The following is a 16848-nucleotide window of genomic DNA, read 5'->3' as shown; positions in this document are numbered from 1 at the left end:
CTTGCGCCCCGCCGCCGGCCCGGCCAGCGCATCACGCAGCGCCGGGCGCCAGGTGCGCGAGCGGCAGCGCGCCGTTGCGCTTGAAGGTCGTCAGCACGATGTTCGAGCGCACGCTGTCGACTCCCGGCACGCGCATCAGCTTCTTCATCACGAACTGCGACAGCGCATTCAGGTCGGGCGCGACGATCCGCAGCAGGTAGTCGGCGTCACCGACCACCGCGTGGCATTCGAGCACCTCGGGCAGCACGTCGATCTGCTGCTGGAACTGCTCGATGATCGAATCGCCATGGTGCTTGAGCTTCAGGCTCGTGAACGCGGTGACGCCGAGCCCGAGCTTTTCGGGACGCAGCATCACGCGATAGCCTTCGATCACGCCCGCCGCCTCGAGCCGCTGCAGCCGCCGGCCGATCTGCGACGGCGACAGCGGCACTTCCTCGCCGAGCTGCTGGTGCGTCGCGCGGCCGAAGCGCTGCAGCACGTCCAGAAGCGCGAGATCGAAGTGATCGAGTTCAAGCATGAGTATTCTCCGCATTGATTCCTGTTTTGATGCGAGATTATCGCATCAAAAAGCAAATCCACGCCATCTTTGCGCCCATTCCGCACGCCGGCCGCTCTACACTTGCATGGTTCCCAACCACAGCGTGCAGAGCCTGATCATGTCCACCGTCGTCACCGCGAAACTGCAGGAGCAGTTCGACGCGGGCCTCGAAACCCGCGCCGATTTCACCATCGACCAGCCGCTCGAACGCTACGGCCAGGTCGACCACGCGGTGTGGCAGCAGCTCTACGCGCGCCAGTCGGCGCTGCTGCGCGGGCGCGCGTGCGACGCATTCGTCACCGGGCTCGGGAAGATCGACCTGCCGGCCGACCGCGTGCCGTCGTTCGCCGACGTGAACCGCCAGTTGAAGCCAGCAACGGGCTGGGAGATCGTCGCGGTGCCCGGCCTGGTGCCCGATCGCGTGTTCTTCGAGCACCTTGCGAACCGGCGTTTTCCGGTCACCTGGTGGATGCGCCGCCCGGACCAGCTCGACTACCTGCAGGAACCCGACTGCTTCCACGATCTGTTTGGCCACGTGCCGCTGCTGATCGAGCCGGTGTTCGCCGACTACATGCAGGCATACGGCCGCACCGCGCTGGCGGTCGCCGACGACGAAGCGGCGCTCGCGCGGCTCGCGCGCCTCTACTGGTATACGGTGGAATTCGGGCTGATCCGCGACCCGAACGGCACGAACGGGCTGTCGATCTACGGTGCCGGGATCGTGTCGAGCAAGGGCGAGAGCCTGTATAGCCTGGAAAGCGCGGCGCCGAACCGGCTCGGCTTCGACCTCGAGCGCGTGATGCGCACGAAGTACCGGATCGACACGTTCCAGAAGACCTACTTCGTGATCGACGATTTCGCGCAGTTGTTCGCGCTCGCCGACGTCGACGGCCGTGCGCTGGCCGACCGGCTGGCCCGGCTGCCCGAATTCCCGGCCGGCGCGGTCGTCGACAGCGACCGCGTGCTGCATCGCGGCACGGGCGAAGGCTGGACGGACGACGCCGACGCGTGACGCACCGGGCCATGCCGGCACGATCCGGCCGCGGGCGCCCGCGGCCGGACGCCCGTCGCCGGATGCCCGTCGCCGGATGCCTGTCCCACAACTATGAAACAATGACCGGTACCGGCTTTGCCGCGCGGCGTTGCCCGCGCCCGGGCGCCGTTACCGAACGAGGTGCAACATGATCCACAAGCTCACATCAGAAGAACGCAAGACCCGGCTCGAAGGCCTGCCCCACTGGACGGCCGTGCCGGGCCGCGACGCGATCCAGCGCAGCCTGCGCTTCGCCGATTTCAACGAAGCCTTCGGCTTCATGACGCGCGTCGCGATCAAGGCGCAGGAAATGAACCACCATCCGGAATGGTTCAACGTGTATAACCGCGTCGACGTGACGCTGTCGACCCACGATGCGGACGGGCTGACCGAGCGCGATATCGCGCTCGCGCAGTTCATCGACCAGGTGTGCACGCATACCCAGCCGGCCGCCTGAGCGTTCCCTCTACCGCCGCGCGGCTTTCGACGCGCGGCGCGTCAACTTTTCATTTCGCTGAACGTTTCCTAGGATGTACTCAGCGAAAGCCTTCAGCTTTCCAAGCCATCCTTAAGGCGCGCGTAAGTCTCGTACGCTTTCCGCGCCTTGGGGTCCAAACCTTCCAGTTGCAGCGCGCTTCCGCGCTGTACAATCAGCAGCGCATACGGCTTGGAGAGCGCGCTGGCCTCTTCGCAGAGTTTGAGTTCGTCGCCGCTCGATGGCGAGCGGGCGCGCCAGAAATTGATCGCGGCTTCGAGGTCGTGGATCGAAATATCGGACATGATTGGATTTAATCGTTCGCTGGCCGCCATGCTTGATGTCAGGCGATGCGGCGCCCCTGTGGAAACGGCGTCGTGCTGTCCGCGTGCCTGAACCGCCAACCCATTGTACTTGAGCGAACTTCATGCGACTCCTTCTGATCGAAGACGACCGCCCCATCGCACGCGGTATCCAGAGCAGCCTCGAACAGGCTGGCTTCACCGTCGACATGGTGCATGACGGCATTTTTGCCGAACAGGCGCTGGCGCAAAACCGCCACGAACTCGTGATCCTCGATCTCGGCCTGCCGGGCATCGACGGGATGACGCTGCTCACGCGTTTCCGCCAGACCAACCGCCACACGCCCGTCATCGTGCTGACCGCACGCGACGAACTGAACGACCGGATCCAGGGCCTGAACTCCGGCGCCGACGACTACATGCTCAAGCCGTTCGAGCCGGCCGAGCTCGAAGCGCGCATCCGCGCGGTGATGCGCCGCAGCGGCCCGCACAGCGACATGCCGCGTCCGGAAGTGTCGCTCGGCGGCGTCCGCCTGTCGGGCGTCGATCGCCGCATCTTCAACGATGACAAGCCGCTCGAACTGTCGCCGCGCGAATTCGCGGTGCTCGAAATGCTGCTGCTGCGCCACGGCCGCGTCGTCAGCAAGGCCCAGCTGCAGGATCACCTCACGCACTTCGGCGGCGATCTCGGCGACACCGCGATCGAAGTCTACGTGCACCGCGTGCGCAAGAAACTCGAGCAGTGCCGTGTCGAAATCGTCACGGTGCGCGGCTTCGGCTACCTGCTGCAGGAAATCCGCCAGACGGCGAGCGTCTGAGCGGCGCCGCACGCCGGCCGGCCGCGTGCCGCCGGCGAGCCGCCCTGCCCGCGTCGCCGTCCGACGCACGACCGCGCCGCTCCCCGTGAGCGGCGCTTATCCATTTGCCCGTCGAAATGTCTCCTGATCCGGCTGTCACCACCAGCCTGCGCCGCTCGCTGCTCCGGCGCCTCGCCGCACCGCTGTCGATGCTCGCGCTGATGAGCGGCCTGATTGCCTACTGGCTCGCGTGGCAATACACGCAACACGTGATCGACCGCTCGCTCGCCGATCTCGCGACCGCCATCTCCAAACAGATCCAGATCGCCGGCCCCGACGCGCCGTTCACGGTGCCGCCGCTCGCGCAGGCGATGTTCTCCGATCCGGCCGAGGCGCTGATCTACCGGATCAGCGACGGCGAACAGGAACTCGCCGGCGACCCGAAGCTGCCGCTACGCGGCATCAACGTGCGCCGCATGCATCACGCGTACGTGTTCGAGGCCGAGTACGACAACCGCGCGGTGCGGGTCGCGCAGGTGCGCGTCGACGAGGTCGAGGGCGGCCGGCCGATGGTGGTCGAGGTCGCGCAGCCGGTGCGGCACCGCTACCGGATCGCGGCCGAATTCCTCGTCGCGATCATGATGCCGCTGCTGCTGCTGCTGCTCGCGGGCTGGGGCATCGTGTGGCGCGTCGTGAACCAGCAGCTCGGCCCGCTCACCCATCTCGCCGATTCGCTGAACCGGCAGACCCACACGTCGCTGGAACCGGTCGACGAAACCGACGTGCCGCTCGAGATCCGGCCGCTGACGAGCGCGATGAACGCACTGCTCGGCCGCCTGAAGACCGCGCTCGACGCGCAGCGCAAGTTCATCGCCGACGCCGCGCACCAGCTGCGCACGCCGCTCACGGCCGTGAAACTGCATGCCGAGCAGGCGGCCGTCGCGCGCGACCCGCAGCAGACCTACACCGCCGTGCGCGAACTGCGCGCGGCCGCCGACCGCGCGGTGCGGCTGTCGAACCAGCTGCTGTCGCTCGCGCGCGCGGAGCCGGGTGAACAGGCCGCGCGGTTCGTCGACGTCGACCTGGCAGCGATGGCGTTCGAGACCGGCGCCGAATGGGTGCCGCGCGCGCTCGCGTCACATGTCGACCTCGGCTTCCAGCGCAGCGACGATCCGGGCGAAGACGAAACGCTGAACGTGCGCGGCAACCCCGTGCTGCTGCGCGAAGTGATCGCGAACCTGCTCGACAATGCGCTGAAATACGTGCCGCTCGCACGGCCGGACGGTGCGCGGATCACGGTGAACGTCGCGCGCGGGATGCTCGAGGACGGCCTGCCGGCAGCCGAGATCGTCGTCGAGGACAACGGCCCGGGCGTGCCCGCGAACCAGCAGGCCGACCTGTTCAAGCGCTTCTTCCGCGGCGATGCGCAAAGCGGCAACGGCGTCGAAACAGGCGCCGGGCTCGGCCTTGCGATCGTGCACGACATCATCGCGATGCACGGCGGCACGGTGTCGTACGAGGATGCGTCGGAAGGCGGCTCGCGCTTCGTGGTTCGGGTGCCGCTCGCCGAGCGCACCCAGAAGCCGGTCAGCGAGACGCCGGCCGCCGCACCGACGCACTGAGTCGCGCCGGGCGAGCCCGTATCGGGAGGGACGGAACAATGGCCGCGCGGCGGCCGTCCGGTGAGGCGGCCGCGCACGATGCGCGGCCGCCCCGGTCACTTCTGCTTTTTCTTGTCCTTCGCGCCGGCCTCGGACTTGCCGTCCTTCTTCTTTTTCTTCTTGCCGTCGTCGTCGGGCGTCGCGAGCAGCGTGCCGCGGCACGCGGCCGCGCCGCAATGGCATGCGTATTCGCGCTTGAGCTTCTTCGTCAGCTTCTCGTCGATCACGAGGCCGTAGTCGTAGAACAGCTCCTCTTCCGGCCCGATATCGCGCAGCGCGTGGATGAACACGCGGCCCTTGACCTCCTCGGCCTCGCAATTCGGCGCGCACGAATGGTTGATCCAGCGCGCGCTGTTGCCGTCGATCTTGCCGTCGATCACCCCACCCTCTTCCAGTGCGAAGTAGAACGTATGGTTCGGCTCGTTCGGATCGTGCGGGTGGCGACGCAGCGCTTCCTTCCACGAAATTCGCTCGCCCTTGTATTCCACTACGCGCTCGCCGGCCTTGATCGGCTCCACCGCGAACACGCCCTTGCCGTGTACTCCCGAGCGGCGCACCGCGATCCTGCGTGAACTCATCGAACGAATCCTTGTGAAGACGACTTGAATGGAATACGGCCGCGGTCACGGCCCTGGGTCGCGCCAAACAAAACGCGGCACCGGTCGGTGCCGCGTCGGGGCATACGGCGAATCACCCGCATCCTACACGTTCACGATTGCTTCGCTCAACATCGCGCGCAATATTGCGCGCAGGACACTCAGCGCTGGCCGAAAGCGATGTCGCCGAACAACGCCTTGTGCTCGCGCGGCTGCGAACGCCAGTACTGCGGCGGCGCCGCAACCTCCGCGCCGAGCTCGGCGGCCGCATGCCACGGCCAGCGCGGGTCGTACAGCATCGCGCGTGCCATCGCGACGAAATCGGCATCGCCGGCCTCGATCAGCCGGTTCGCGTGCGCGGGGTCGTTGATGAGGCCGACCGCGATCGTCGGCATCCCGACCGCGCGCTTCACCGCCTGCGCGAACGGCACCTGATAACCCGGCGACAGCGGAATCTTCTGCAGCGGCGACACGCCGCCGGACGACACGTCGATCCAGTCGCAGCCACGCCGCTTCAGCTCGTGCGCGAACGCGATCGTGTCGTCGAGTTCCCAGCCGCCCTCGACCCAGTCGGTCGCCGACACGCGCACGCCGACCGGCCGGTCCTCCGGAAATGCCGCACGCACGATCTCGAAGATCTCGAGCGGAAAGCGCATCCGGTTCTCGCGCGAGCCGCCGTATTCGTCGGTGCGCTGGTTCGCGAGCGGCGACAGGAACTGATGCAGCAGGTAGCCATGCGCCGCGTGCACTTCGAGCGCGTCGATGCCGAGCCGCGCGGCGCGCTTCGCGGCCGCCGCGAACGCTTCGCGGATCCGGTTCAGGCCGGTCGCGTCGAGCGCGAGCGGCGGCGTCTCGCCGTCCTTGTGCGGCAGGGCCGACGGCGCATGCGGCAGCCAGCCGCCGTCGGCGACGGACACGAGCTGGCCGCCCTTCCACGGCACCTCGCTCGACGCCTTGCGCCCCGCATGCGACACCTGCATCGCGATCCGGACCGGCGAATGCTTGCGGATCGACGCCAGCACGGGCTTGAGTGCCGCTTCGGTCACGTCGTCCCACAGGCCGAGGTCGCCGGCCGTGATGCGTCCGTCGGGTTCGACGGCGGTCGCTTCGATGCAGAGCAGGCCCGCGCCCGACAGCGCGAGATGGCCGAGGTGAATCATGTGCCAGTCGGTCGCCTCGCCGCGCTCGGCCGAGTACTGGCACATCGGGGAGATCACGATCCGGTTCGGAAGGGTCACGCCGCGCAGCGTGAACGGGGAAAACAGCGCAGTCATGGATGCCACTCGCCAGGAAAGGGAAAGAGCGGACGAGCGTAGCACGCAGCCCCGTAGCGTGCTGGCGGCCGGCTCGGCGGTAAGCGGAGGGGGGGCAGGTCAGGTCGGGCCGGCGCGCAGCCGGCGACGCTGCAGGGCGCACGCGGATCACGGCGATACACCGGCCTGCATTGCATGCGGGCCGGTCACGTACGGGGCCGCACGCTTCCGATCAAATCCCGACGCTGTCGAGCCACTCGGCGAACATGCGCCGTGCGGCCGTCTCGAGCGCGGGACCACGCTGCGCGGTGTCCGCCCGGAGCTGACACGCGTCGATGCCCGGCGTCGACGCGATTTCACCCGCGTTGCCGATCAGCCAGGGTTCGAAATGGTCGGTGCGGATTTCAGGATGACATTGCAGCGCCAGCACGTGCTGCCCCCAGGCGAATGCCTGGTGGCGGCACGCCGGCGTCGCTGCGAGATGGATCGCGCCGCCCGGCAGGTCGAACGTATCGCCGTGCCAGTGCAGCATCGACGTCGCCGCGCCGTCGAGATGGCGCATCGGCGACGCGCGGCCGGCGTCGGTGAGCGTCAGCGGCGCCCAGCCGAGTTCCTTCTGCGCAGCCGGATAGACGCGCGCACCGAGCGCGCGCGCGATGAACTGCGCTCCCAGGCAAATGCCGAGGATAGGCAGCCCCGCGTCGATGCGCCGGCGTACCAGCGCCGCCAGCGGCGCGATCGACGGATACTGCGCATCGTCGTACACGCTGAGCGGCCCGCCGAGCATCACGAGCAGCGACGGCTGGAGCGCGTCGAGCACCTCGACGCGCGACGATCCGACGTCGACGTAGCGTACCCGTCGCCCGCGCTCCCCGAGCACCTGCTCGAAGCTGCCGAGGTCCTCGAAATGCACGTGGCGGATCGCCACCACTTCAGCGTTCATCATCGGCCTCCCGGTCGATCGACGGACGTCAGCCGGCGAAAATCTTCCAGGTCTTCTTTTGCGTCGCCGCGTCGGCTTCTTCGTGCACCGAACAATCGAGACGCAGGTCGCTGTCGGCCATCGTCAGGTCGAGTGCCGCGCAGTGATGCACGGGCTTCTTCGACTGCTTGCCCGGCTGGAAGTGCGCGCACGTCAGGCACATGCGCTGCGGCGGCGTCGCACCGGCCACCTGCAGTTCGCGCAGCGTCTTCAGCAGCGCGCGGTACAGCGCGCCCTGCTCGTCCGCGCCGAGCTTGCCGACTGCTTTCGTCAGGAATTCCGGCCATTGCAGCGCCTTCTTCGCCGCGGTACGGCCGCGAGCCGACAGGCGCACGGCGAGCGCACGGCCGTCGTCCAGGGCGCGACGCTTCTCGACGAGCCCCTTCGTCTCGAGCGTGCTGACCGCATCGCTGGTGGTCGCCGCGGTGAGCTGCGTCTCACGCGCGATTTCGCCGAGCCGCATCGGGCCCTTGCGCTGCAGCAGCAGCACGAGGATCTCGCCCTGCGTCGGCGTCAGGCCCGCGCCTTCCGCCCAATCCCATGCCTGGCTTCGCATGGCCGTACTCAACCGCAGCAAGCTGTGGGTCACACGTCCCGAAGCCTGATTCCCGTAAACGCCTTCGCTCATAGTCTTTTCGCTTTGCCGCCGCCCGGATTGCCGAGCAGCCGTAGTGTGGAGATCGAATGTCTATCTCAAAACAGACGCTCGATGAAGAGCGTCGACACGGCCGTCGCGAGGCACACGCGGCGGTCGCGTTCGCGGCGACCGGTGAGACACACGTCGTTCCGGTGTCCGCAAAGCCGACATTCTAAGCGAGAGCGGAAAATCGCACAGCTAAGTTATCCCCTTCATTCTGTGGAAAATCGCTGGATAACCTGATTTTTGCGTTGTGCCGGCAATCCCTGCCGGCTGCACGGCGGCACGCGCAAGCATTTTCCTGTTCGGATCGGCCAATGGGAAAACCACTTCGATCCACCGGGTTATCCCGCCCACAGAGCATTGACTTTGAAGCGGAATATCGGGTTATCCACAGATTTTCAGGACGACTGGCGACGCAGCCGGCCCGAATTGGCGCCGACCGCCGTTCAGTGAATCGCCGCGCGGTCGAGCCCGTAATCTGCAAAACATTTTTTCACTCGCGCCAGCGCAGGCACTGCTGGCGAACCGTCTCGTTCAGCGATCTTTCCTGTTTGAAAACGGTTCTCAACCACGATGCGTCGTTCACGCGCGCCTTCGCGAGCGCGCCGATCTCGTCGAGCGCCGCGCGCGAGCCGAGCGCGGCCGCATGCGGCGCGATCCGGTCGAGCGTGTCGAGGATGTCTTCGGCGATCGTGCGGCGCTCACCCGTCTGAGGATTGACGCAGGTGCCCTCGAGACCGAACCGGCACGCTTCGAAGCGGTTGAACGTGTAGACCAGGTAGTCGTCCTCCGACAGCTTCAGCGGTCGGTCGATCAGCAGGTAGCGCGCGAGCGTCTGGATGTAGCACGCGATCGCGGCTGCGCGGTCGACCGACAGCGGCGTGTCCATCACGCGCACCTCGATCGTCCCGTAGCCGGGCTTCGGCCGGATGTCCCAGTAAAAGTCCTTCATCGAGTTGACGACGCCCGTGTTGACCATCTTCATGAAGTACTCCTCGAAGCTGTCCCAGGTCAGCACGAACGGCGCCCGGCCCGACAGCGGGAACGCGAACACCGAATTCAGGCGCGCCGAATGGAAGCCGGTATCGACGTTCTGCACGAACGGCGACGACGCGGACAGCGCGATGAAGTGCGGAATGAAGCGCGACATCGAGTGCAGCAGGAACAGCGCGCTGTCCGGATCGGGACAACCGATGTGCACGTGCTGGCCGAACACGGTGAACTGCTTCGCGAGATAGCCGTACAGCTCGGAGATGTACTGGAAGCGCGGCGCGTCGTAGATCTGCCGGTCGCTCCATTGCTGGAACGCGTGCGTGCCGCCGCCGCCCAGCCCGACGTTGAGCTGGTCGGCCGCCTTCACGAGCACGTCGCGAATCGCATGCAGCTCGGAGACCGCCTGCTCGTGCGAATGGCAGATGCCGGTCGACAGCTCGATCATGCTCTCGGTGATTTCCGGCGTGATGTTGCCCGGGAAGGTCTCGCCCTGGATCAGCCGCATCAGGTCGGATGCCGCTTTGGTCAGGTCGTAGTTGTGCGTGTTGACGACCTGGATCTCCAGTTCGACGCCGAACGTGAACGGCTCGGAATTGACGAAGGTTTCGAGTGCCATGGCAGGTTCCGGAATCAGTTTCTGTCGCTGCGTTCGCTGACCGCCGACAGGCAGCGGTAGACGACGAACGGGCTGACGAGCTGCAGGATCACGATCGTGCACATCACGATCGCGCGCAGGTGCGGGTCGAAATTCGGATAGAGCTGGTAGGTGTCGTCGACGAGCAGGTACGACAGCGCGGACATCGGTGTCAGCGCGATGCCGAGCGCGACGCCCTGCTTCATCCCGAGCCCGCTCGGCTTCGCGAACGCGACCACGCCGGCCAGTTTCGCGACGAGCCGCGTGACGATCAGCGCGATCGCGAGCAACCCACCGAGCGCGATGTCGCCCCACGTGAACGACGTGAGCGTCAGCACGAACAGGACCACCGTCAGCAGCCAGCCGGCCGTGCCGAAATGCTCGGGCCACAGCTGCGGACGCGCTTCGAGGTTCTTCACGATGATGCCGGCGAGCAGCAGCGTGAGCAGCGTCGACAGCTTGAGCGCCTGCGCCACCGCGATCGCGAGCATCACGAGCCCGAACAGTGCGACGAATGAATGCTCGTCGCGCATCGTCGCAGTCATGTGGCGGAACAGGTAGTTGCAGGCGCGTGCGACCAGATACGCGACGATGAACGAACCGGCGAGCAGGTAGAGCGGTTGCAGGATTGTCGCGAAAACGTTGCCATACGCTTCCTGGTGGAGCCAGCTCGTCACGAGCTTGGTCAGCACGAGCGCATACACGCTGTTGAGCGCGGTCAGCGTGATGAGGCGCTGCGACACCTGCCCTTCCGCGCGCAGTTCGGTCTTCAGCTGGATCACCATCGACGGCGAGGTCGCGATCGCGATCGCCGACAGCACGAGCGCGACCATCCCCGACACGCCAAGCGCGAGCATCGCGAACAGCACGAGCACGAACGTCAGGGTCGCCTCCGCGAGGCTCGATGCGATCAGCCACGGATTGCGGCGAATCCATTTCAGGTCGAGACGGCTGCCGAGCTCGAACAGCAGCAGGCCGAGCGCGACGTCGATCAGCAGCCGCGAGGTTTCGTCGGTGCTCGCGTCGATCACGCCGAATCCGAACGAACCGGCGATGAGACCGATCACCGCATAGCCGGTGATGCGCGGCAGCCGCCACGCGCGGTAGCACAGCTCGCCACACAGACCGGCCGCAAACAACGCGAGTCCGGCCCAGAACACGGCATCCGGCGCGAGCGGCCAGTTGGGCAGGAATGAGTACGCCGACTTCATCGTGGTGACTTCTCCTTTGGAAGCAATCGCCAGCGGCGCGGGGTCAAGCGTCAGAAATGAGATGCGCGCCGGCTGGGTATCGCCCCGAATGTACTTGTTGTGGTCGACGACGGCGGACATGGGATCCGCCTCTTCCACCGTTCGGCGGAACTGTCGTTCAGGCTGCCGATCTGGATTGTCGGCCTGGTGTGTGAACGGACTGCGCTGTCTCGAAGATTCAGATTCGAAATCGTGCCGACCGTTCCATTGAAGCATGTCCGGCGCTTGGCCGAACGAACGCGAAGGAAACTGATTGTGCCACAGCTTTTTCGCTCTGGAACCGATTGAATCGACTCGCGGCGCTGTGCGGCACCGCAGGTCTTTGGTTTCAACGGTTTACTTGTATATATACGTAGTAGAAGTTAACAAGGCGCGCACAGTTCTGTGGATAACTTCAGTTTCCGTAGACAGATCAATGTGTTGGCGCTCACGTAACCCGTTGAACAGGCTGTTTGCTCACAGAGGTTTGAGTTGAGCAACTTTCGGGCCGTTTCACAGCTGTGCCGAGTTACCCAGTTTACGTCCACTGTGATTGCACACGGAGTGCGCGCTTATTCCGCGCGGTTATCCACAGCGCCGAGTGGATAACCTTGCGCAGGAAAGTCGGGAAACTGTGAGGATTCGACTGACCAGATCAGCCGATCTGGCGGCCGCGCAGTGCGCGGATCAGGAACCGGGCCGGGTCGACGGCATCGACGAGTTCGCGCTCGAGCGGCAACGGCTCGCCTTCGAGTTGCGACGCAATCAGTTCCGCGCCGAGCGCGGCCCACACAAGGCCGCGCGAACCGTAGCCGAAGGCGCCGTAGAGGCCGGCGGTGCGCGGCAGGTCGCGCGCCTTCGCACCGCTCAGCGCGCGCGCGTTCGCGACGGCCTGCGCTTCGTCGGCGAGCGGACCGATCAGCGGCACCCGGTCGGCGACGACCCAGCGGAACGCGACACGGCCGTGCAGCGTGCCGACGTCCGGCACGTCGCCGATCAAGCCTGGCAGCAGGTGCCGCACGCGCTCGAGGTTTTCGATATGTCCGGCGGTGCGCATCGCCGGATCGACGTCGTCGGGCTCGAACGTCGCGCCGATCAGCAACGTGCCGTCATCGAGCGGCACCGCGTAGCCGTCGCCGATCGCGGGGCACGGCAGCGGCGCCGTGCTGCCGGGCGGTAGCAGCGTGAGCTGGCCGCGCACCGGCTGCAGCACGACATGCCGCAGGCCCGCGAGACGCACCGCGTCGCCCGCGTTCGCGAGCACGACGACCGGTGCTTCGGCCAGCGTGCCGCCCGCCGCATCGACGGCGCGCCACGTGTCGCCATGACGCTCGAGCCGCGCGACTTCGGTGCCGGCCTGGAGCGTCACGCGCTCGCCGGCCGCCGCGAATTGCGCGGCGCACAGCCCCGCCGGCCAGACGGCGCCACCGTGCGGAAACAGCAGGCCGCCGTGGGCGACCGGCAGGTTCAGGTGCGCGCGCGCGGCGTCGGTGTCGAGCAGCGACACATAGTCGGATGGCGCGCCGAGCGCGTCGAATGCATCGCGCATCCGCGCGAAATCGTCGGCCGATTCCGCGAGATGGATCATCCCGTGCGTGCTGCGCGCGAATGCATGACCCGCGCGTTCGAGTGCGCGCCAGCGTCCGAGCGCATGCAGGAAACCGCCGCGCGTGAGCCGGCTCGCGACGTTGTCGTCGCGTGTCATCAGCGGATGGAACACGCCGGCCGGATTGCCCGATGCCGCGCTCGCGATCCGGTCGTGCCGCTCGATCAGCGTGACATCCCAGCCGCGCGCGGCAAGCCGTTCGACGACCGCGCAACCGGCAAGGCCCGCGCCGATCACGATCGCGCGGCGCGCGGCAACCGGCAATGCGCGCGGCGGTTCGTGCCGGCGCATCCGCCAGCGCGGCGCATATTCGCCGGCGCGCATCGCAGGTTCGCCTGCGCAATCGTCGATGTCGCGGCTCGTGAACCCCGTTTCGACGAGCGCTTGTTTCACGGCGTCGGTGCGCGCATGCGTCGCATAGGTCGCGCCTTCGCCGGCGCTGCGCGCGAGTGCGCGAATCACGTCGGTCGACAACGGATCCTCATCCGCGGCCGCTGCGACACTGCCGAGATAGAACGCATCGGCATGCGCGACGAGCCGTTGCAGCATGTCGCGCGCATCGCCGAACGCAAGCGTGAGCACCACGCGTCCTGCGTCGAATTCGAGCCGGTGCAGGCCGGGCACGAGCATCGGCCATGCGTCGACCAGCGCATCGGCATTCGCCGAATTGGTTGTGTTAGCAACTATATGGGAAACGGCACGACGCAGGTCTTCACGCGAGAACGGATGCGGCTCGACCGCGACGAAATGCAGCCGCTCGCAGCGTGCGGGATCGTCGCGCCATGCGGCCCACGTCGCGAGGAAATGGCTACCCGTGCCGAATCCCGTCTCGACGATCGTGAACGTGCGGCGGCCCTGCCAGCGCGCCGGCAGACCGTTGCCGGCGAGCATGCGATGCGCGTGCGCGAGTGCGTGCGACGCGTCGCGATGGAGCTCGCCGTACTCGGGCGAGACGAGAATGCCGTCGTCGCGAAGCGCGAGCGTGGCGGGAACGAGTCGGTCGGGCATGCGAAACAAAAATCGTGGCAGCCAAGCCTGGCAAGGGATTGCGCGGAGGTGTCCGGCGCGCCGTCGGCAAAAGCCAACGGCGTTGCGCGCGGGCGAACCCGGCCGCGTCTCCTGTTCGGTTGGCGCAGGTCAAAAAACGGGCAATCGACGAATCATTCGGCGAAATACCGATGAAAATCTTTGAAACCCTTGTCGTTATTGGGTTTGCGCTGCGCTATCATAGCAACGCCGTACCGCGGGGTGGCCGCCGGCAAGCCGGCCGGCACGTCGCGCGGGCCAGGATTCGGCGCTGTGACGTCGGAGTCTGACTCTCGACGGCACGGTTCGCGCACGTATAATCGGCGCGTTCGCGCTGTTCGTGTCAAACCTAACCTGAAAAAGGAACCTTAATGAACAAACAGGAACTGATCGACGCCGTCGCCGCCCAAACGGGCGCCAGCAAGGCTCAAACCGGCGAAACGCTGGACACGCTGCTCGAAGTTATCAAGAAAGCCGTGTCGAAGGGTGATGCGGTTCAGCTGATCGGCTTCGGCAGCTTCGGTTCGGGCAAGCGCGCAGCACGTACGGGCCGCAACCCGAAGACCGGTGAAACCATCAAGATCCCGGCAGCCAAGACGGTCAAGTTCACGGCTGGCAAGGCGTTCAAGGACGCCGTCAACAAGCGTTAATTCAGCGCCTGTTCCAAAAAAAACCCGCCATTCGGCGGGTTTTTTGTTGGGTGCGGCGGCATTTTCGCCACAGTCCGCACCACTCTTGCAAGATTTAACGGTTACTTTTTGCTGACCGTTTTTACCGCGCGTTACGCGTGCACGATCTGCGCGTCACCCGGCTCGTCGTCGTCGTGCGCGTCGACATCCCATGCCGGAAACGGATCGTCGAACGCAGTCCATTGCGCTGCGCCGAGCGCGAATTCCGCATCGGTGAGCAGGCATGCGTCAAGCTTCTCGCGCCATGCATCGGCGTCGAGCCCGATGCCGATCAGCACCAGTTCCTGACGGCGATCGCCGATCGAGCGGTCGTCGAGGTCGCCCTGCCATTCCGTGCGAATTTCTGCGAGCAGCTCGTCGTCGTCCGGCCATTCCGCACGATCCTGCGCGGCCCACCAGAGGCCCGCGGGGCCGTGCCGGCAGACACCGCCCGCCTGCGACAGCGAACCCGCGATGTCGTTGCGCGTCGCGAGCCAGAAGAAGCCCTTGCTACGGAGCACGCCCGGCCACTCCTGATGCAGCAGTGCCCAGAGTCGTGCCGGATGAAACGGCCGGCGCGCACGGTAAACGAAATTGCCGATACCGAATTCGTCGGCTTCACCGTGCACGTGCGCATGATGCGGATCGTGGCACTCGGGGTCGTCGCAATGCGTGTGATCTTGATCGAGCGACGCGAGCCAGCCCGGCGCGTTTGCTGCCTCGTCGAAATCGAAGCGGCCCGTGTTCAGCACTTCGTCGAGCGGCACGTTGCCGAACGTCGAGACGACCTGGTGCGCGCGCGGGTTGAGCCGCGCGAGGATGTGCTGCAGGCGCGCGAGTTCGTCCGCGCCGACGAGGTCGGCCTTGTTGATCACCAGCACGTCGCAGAATTCGATCTGCTCGATCAGCAGTTCGACGAGCGTGCGATCGTCTTGCTCCGACGCAGCGATGCCGCGCGTCGCGAGCGCATCGTCGGAACCGTAGTCGCGCAGGAAATTGAACGCGTCGACCACGGTGACGAGCGTGTCGAGCCGGGCGACCTTCGACAGCGATGCGCCGTCGTCGTCGACGAACGTGAAGGTTTCGGCGATCGGCATCGGCTCCGCGATGCCGGTCGATTCGATCACGATCGCATCGAAGCGGCCGTCCGCCGCGAGGTTGCGGATCTCGACGAGCAGGTCGTCGCGCAGCGTGCAGCAGATGCAGCCGTTCGACATCTCGACGAGACGTTCCTCGACGTGAGACAGCGCCTGCGCATCGCGCACGAGCGACGCGTCGATGTTGACTGCGGCGAGATCGTTGACGATCACCGCGACTTTCAGGCCCGCACGGTTCGCGAGGATGTGATTGAGCAGCGTGGTCTTGCCGGCGCCGAGGAAACCGGACAGCACGGTGACGGGCAACGGCTGGTTCATTGCCGGATTCATAACGATTTGCACCAACGGAAAAGATGAAAAAGCGGCCGCGGTGCCCTTGCGGGGCGCGATCGGCCCGAAGCCGGTCGTCCGAAGCCGGTCGCCCGGGGCCAGTCGAAACTGCGGCGTGAGCCCGCATTGTGCATCAAACGCGCGCCGGCCGAGCGGCGCGGTGTCAGCGCGCGATGCGGTGCGGCGTCACGGCGTGGGCGGCAGCAGCTTCCACTGCGTCAGGATGCCGGCGATCTGCCGCGCATACTTGTCGCGCAGCGACGGCGTTTCAGAATGATAGGCGCCGACGGCCTGCCAGGTGTTGCCGTAGCGATTCATCTTCTGGCGCAGATGCCACGCGGCGATGTAGACGTTCTTGCACGGTTCCATCAGCGTGTCGCGGCCGATGCCGTAGCGCGACAGCGCCGGCAGGTGAATCGAATTGATCTGCATCAGGCCGTAGTCGACCGAGCCGTTCGTGTTCTTGTTCTGCGCGTCGGGCCGGTTGCGCGATTCCTGCCAGGCGATCGCACGCAGGATCAGCGGATTGACCTTCTGGTAGCGGGCGGCCTCGTCGAAACAATCCGCGCGAGCGTTTCCGCAGGCGAACCACACGCCGGCGGCGATCAACGCGATCGATGCGAACCGTCTGTTCATGGTGCGGAAACGAAAAGGGAATGGCACGTGGGTCGGGAAAACCCGTGTCAGTTATTCGTGCGGCGCGAAACGCGTCGCTCGTATCATACCGATAGTCCGTCACGTTGCGACATGCGAAAGACGGCAGCCCGTTTATATCGCATTTCCGTGTCGATTCATCGCAAAACGACGGCGATGGCCGGAATGCCAAGGCGGCGCCGGAATCTTACAAATCGCATACGCTACGCCGGATACATGTCGTATGTGAGACAGTCCTCGGATCAATGTGATATTTCGGACATGAAAAACTGCTAATGTCGCCCCTTTAGGACCTGGATCCCAGCACTACCGCCGGAAGTGGCCTGAGCCGGCA

The 16848-nt window shown here is 66.0% G+C and carries 16 protein-coding genes; 5 read left to right on the top strand and 11 right to left on the bottom strand.

Features of this window, described 5'->3' with window-relative positions; all coding sequences use genetic code 11:
- Positions 1-31: 31 nt before the first annotated feature.
- A complete protein-coding gene (locus GEM_RS00375) occupies positions 32-517 on the bottom strand; it encodes an Lrp/AsnC family transcriptional regulator (protein WP_006408082.1) in 486 nt (161 codons plus the stop codon).
- A gap of 106 nt (positions 518-623) precedes the next feature.
- On the opposite strand from GEM_RS00375, the gene phhA reads away from it, so the two are divergent.
- Both phhA and GEM_RS00365 read left to right on the top strand, forming a co-directional pair.
- Positions 624-1550, top strand: a complete 927-nt coding sequence (phhA, locus tag GEM_RS00370) for a phenylalanine 4-monooxygenase (RefSeq protein ID WP_014895476.1) — start codon at positions 624-626, stop codon at positions 1548-1550.
- A gap of 169 nt (positions 1551-1719) precedes the next feature.
- Entirely contained in the window at positions 1720-2028 is a 309-nt protein-coding gene (locus tag GEM_RS00365; protein ID WP_014895475.1) for a 4a-hydroxytetrahydrobiopterin dehydratase, read from the top strand.
- Between the two features lie 92 nt (positions 2029-2120).
- Here GEM_RS00365 and GEM_RS00360 read toward each other — a convergent pair whose 3' ends face one another.
- Positions 2121-2351 carry a DUF3717 domain-containing protein gene (locus GEM_RS00360; protein ID WP_014895474.1) on the bottom strand — a complete coding sequence of 77 codons (231 nt, stop codon included), beginning with the start codon at positions 2349-2351 and terminating at the stop codon, positions 2121-2123.
- Between the two features lie 122 nt (positions 2352-2473).
- On the opposite strand from GEM_RS00360, the gene GEM_RS00355 reads away from it, so the two are divergent.
- Both GEM_RS00355 and GEM_RS00350 read left to right on the top strand, forming a co-directional pair.
- Positions 2474-3166, top strand: coding sequence for a response regulator transcription factor (locus GEM_RS00355; RefSeq protein WP_006401494.1), 693 nt, complete (start codon positions 2474-2476; stop codon positions 3164-3166).
- Between the two features lie 116 nt (positions 3167-3282).
- Positions 3283-4767 carry a sensor histidine kinase gene (locus GEM_RS00350; protein WP_014895473.1) on the top strand — a complete coding sequence of 495 codons (1485 nt, stop codon included), beginning with the start codon at positions 3283-3285 and terminating at the stop codon, positions 4765-4767.
- 95 nt (positions 4768-4862) lie between these two features.
- Here the strand turns inward: GEM_RS00350 and GEM_RS00345 are convergent, their stop codons facing one another.
- The 7 genes from GEM_RS00345 to mnmC form a co-directional block, all read right to left on the bottom strand.
- Positions 4863-5384, bottom strand: coding sequence for an SET domain-containing protein (locus tag GEM_RS00345; protein WP_014895472.1), 522 nt, complete (start codon positions 5382-5384; stop codon positions 4863-4865).
- 179 nt (positions 5385-5563) lie between these two features.
- On the bottom strand, positions 5564-6676 hold the full coding sequence (locus GEM_RS00340; protein ID WP_014895471.1) for an NADH:flavin oxidoreductase/NADH oxidase: 1113 nt from the start codon (positions 6674-6676) through the stop codon (positions 5564-5566).
- Between the two features lie 211 nt (positions 6677-6887).
- On the bottom strand, positions 6888-7598 hold the full coding sequence (locus GEM_RS00335) for a glutamine amidotransferase (RefSeq protein ID WP_014895470.1): 711 nt from the start codon (positions 7596-7598) through the stop codon (positions 6888-6890).
- A gap of 28 nt (positions 7599-7626) precedes the next feature.
- Positions 7627-8265, bottom strand: coding sequence for a MarR family winged helix-turn-helix transcriptional regulator (locus GEM_RS00330; RefSeq protein WP_039322562.1), 639 nt, complete (start codon positions 8263-8265; stop codon positions 7627-7629).
- Between the two features lie 505 nt (positions 8266-8770).
- Positions 8771-9886 carry a YbdK family carboxylate-amine ligase gene (locus GEM_RS00325; RefSeq protein WP_014895468.1) on the bottom strand — a complete coding sequence of 372 codons (1116 nt, stop codon included), beginning with the start codon at positions 9884-9886 and terminating at the stop codon, positions 8771-8773.
- 14 nt (positions 9887-9900) lie between these two features.
- Complete coding sequence (locus GEM_RS00320; protein ID WP_041490569.1) at positions 9901-11115, bottom strand: cation:proton antiporter; 1215 nt, start codon at positions 11113-11115, stop codon at positions 9901-9903.
- 673 nt (positions 11116-11788) lie between these two features.
- Positions 11789-13747 (bottom strand): bifunctional tRNA (5-methylaminomethyl-2-thiouridine)(34)-methyltransferase MnmD/FAD-dependent 5-carboxymethylaminomethyl-2-thiouridine(34) oxidoreductase MnmC, encoded by a 1959-nt coding sequence (gene mnmC / locus GEM_RS00315; protein WP_014895466.1) that lies wholly within the window; start codon positions 13745-13747, stop codon positions 11789-11791.
- Positions 13748-14136: 389 nt separating this feature from the next.
- On the opposite strand from mnmC, the gene GEM_RS00310 reads away from it, so the two are divergent.
- Positions 14137-14415 (top strand): HU family DNA-binding protein, encoded by a 279-nt coding sequence (locus GEM_RS00310; protein WP_006401505.1) that lies wholly within the window; start codon positions 14137-14139, stop codon positions 14413-14415.
- Between the two features lie 131 nt (positions 14416-14546).
- Here GEM_RS00310 and GEM_RS00305 read toward each other — a convergent pair whose 3' ends face one another.
- Positions 14547-15860 carry a GTP-binding protein gene (locus GEM_RS00305; RefSeq protein ID WP_014895465.1) on the bottom strand — a complete coding sequence of 438 codons (1314 nt, stop codon included), beginning with the start codon at positions 15858-15860 and terminating at the stop codon, positions 14547-14549.
- Between the two features lie 186 nt (positions 15861-16046).
- Positions 16047-16496: a lytic transglycosylase domain-containing protein gene (locus GEM_RS00300; protein ID WP_014895464.1), complete on the bottom strand. Its 450-nt coding sequence runs from the start codon at positions 16494-16496 to the stop codon at positions 16047-16049.
- Positions 16497-16848: the final 352 nt, after the last annotated feature.

The sequence above is a fragment of the Burkholderia cepacia GG4 genome (genome assembly GCF_000292915.1).
GTDB lineage: Bacteria > Pseudomonadota > Gammaproteobacteria > Burkholderiales > Burkholderiaceae > Burkholderia > Burkholderia cepacia_D.
This window is presented reverse-complemented; position numbering and strand designations above follow the sequence as displayed.

Bases quoted from the DNA above. Each gene is read 5' to 3' on its own strand.
- GEM_RS00375 (WP_006408082.1), bottom strand. From the start codon at position 517: ATGCTTGAACTCGATCACTTCGATCTCGCGCTTCTGGACGTGCTGCAG.
- phhA (WP_014895476.1), top strand. From the start codon at position 624: ATGGTTCCCAACCACAGCGTGCAGAGCCTGATCATGTCCACCGTCGTC.
- GEM_RS00365 (WP_014895475.1), top strand. From the start codon at position 1,720: ATGATCCACAAGCTCACATCAGAAGAACGCAAGACCCGGCTCGAAGGC.
- GEM_RS00360 (WP_014895474.1), bottom strand. From the start codon at position 2,351: ATGTCCGATATTTCGATCCACGACCTCGAAGCCGCGATCAATTTCTGG.
- GEM_RS00355 (WP_006401494.1), top strand. From the start codon at position 2,474: ATGCGACTCCTTCTGATCGAAGACGACCGCCCCATCGCACGCGGTATC.
- GEM_RS00350 (WP_014895473.1), top strand. From the start codon at position 3,283: ATGTCTCCTGATCCGGCTGTCACCACCAGCCTGCGCCGCTCGCTGCTC.
- GEM_RS00345 (WP_014895472.1), bottom strand. From the start codon at position 5,384: ATGAGTTCACGCAGGATCGCGGTGCGCCGCTCGGGAGTACACGGCAAG.
- GEM_RS00340 (WP_014895471.1), bottom strand. From the start codon at position 6,676: ATGACTGCGCTGTTTTCCCCGTTCACGCTGCGCGGCGTGACCCTTCCG.
- GEM_RS00335 (WP_014895470.1), bottom strand. From the start codon at position 7,598: ATGAACGCTGAAGTGGTGGCGATCCGCCACGTGCATTTCGAGGACCTC.
- GEM_RS00330 (WP_039322562.1), bottom strand. From the start codon at position 8,265: ATGAGCGAAGGCGTTTACGGGAATCAGGCTTCGGGACGTGTGACCCAC.
- GEM_RS00325 (WP_014895468.1), bottom strand. From the start codon at position 9,886: ATGGCACTCGAAACCTTCGTCAATTCCGAGCCGTTCACGTTCGGCGTC.
- GEM_RS00320 (WP_041490569.1), bottom strand. From the start codon at position 11,115: ATGAAGTCGGCGTACTCATTCCTGCCCAACTGGCCGCTCGCGCCGGAT.
- mnmC (WP_014895466.1), bottom strand. From the start codon at position 13,747: ATGCCCGACCGACTCGTTCCCGCCACGCTCGCGCTTCGCGACGACGGC.
- GEM_RS00310 (WP_006401505.1), top strand. From the start codon at position 14,137: ATGAACAAACAGGAACTGATCGACGCCGTCGCCGCCCAAACGGGCGCC.
- GEM_RS00305 (WP_014895465.1), bottom strand. From the start codon at position 15,860: ATGAATCCGGCAATGAACCAGCCGTTGCCCGTCACCGTGCTGTCCGGT.
- GEM_RS00300 (WP_014895464.1), bottom strand. From the start codon at position 16,496: ATGAACAGACGGTTCGCATCGATCGCGTTGATCGCCGCCGGCGTGTGG.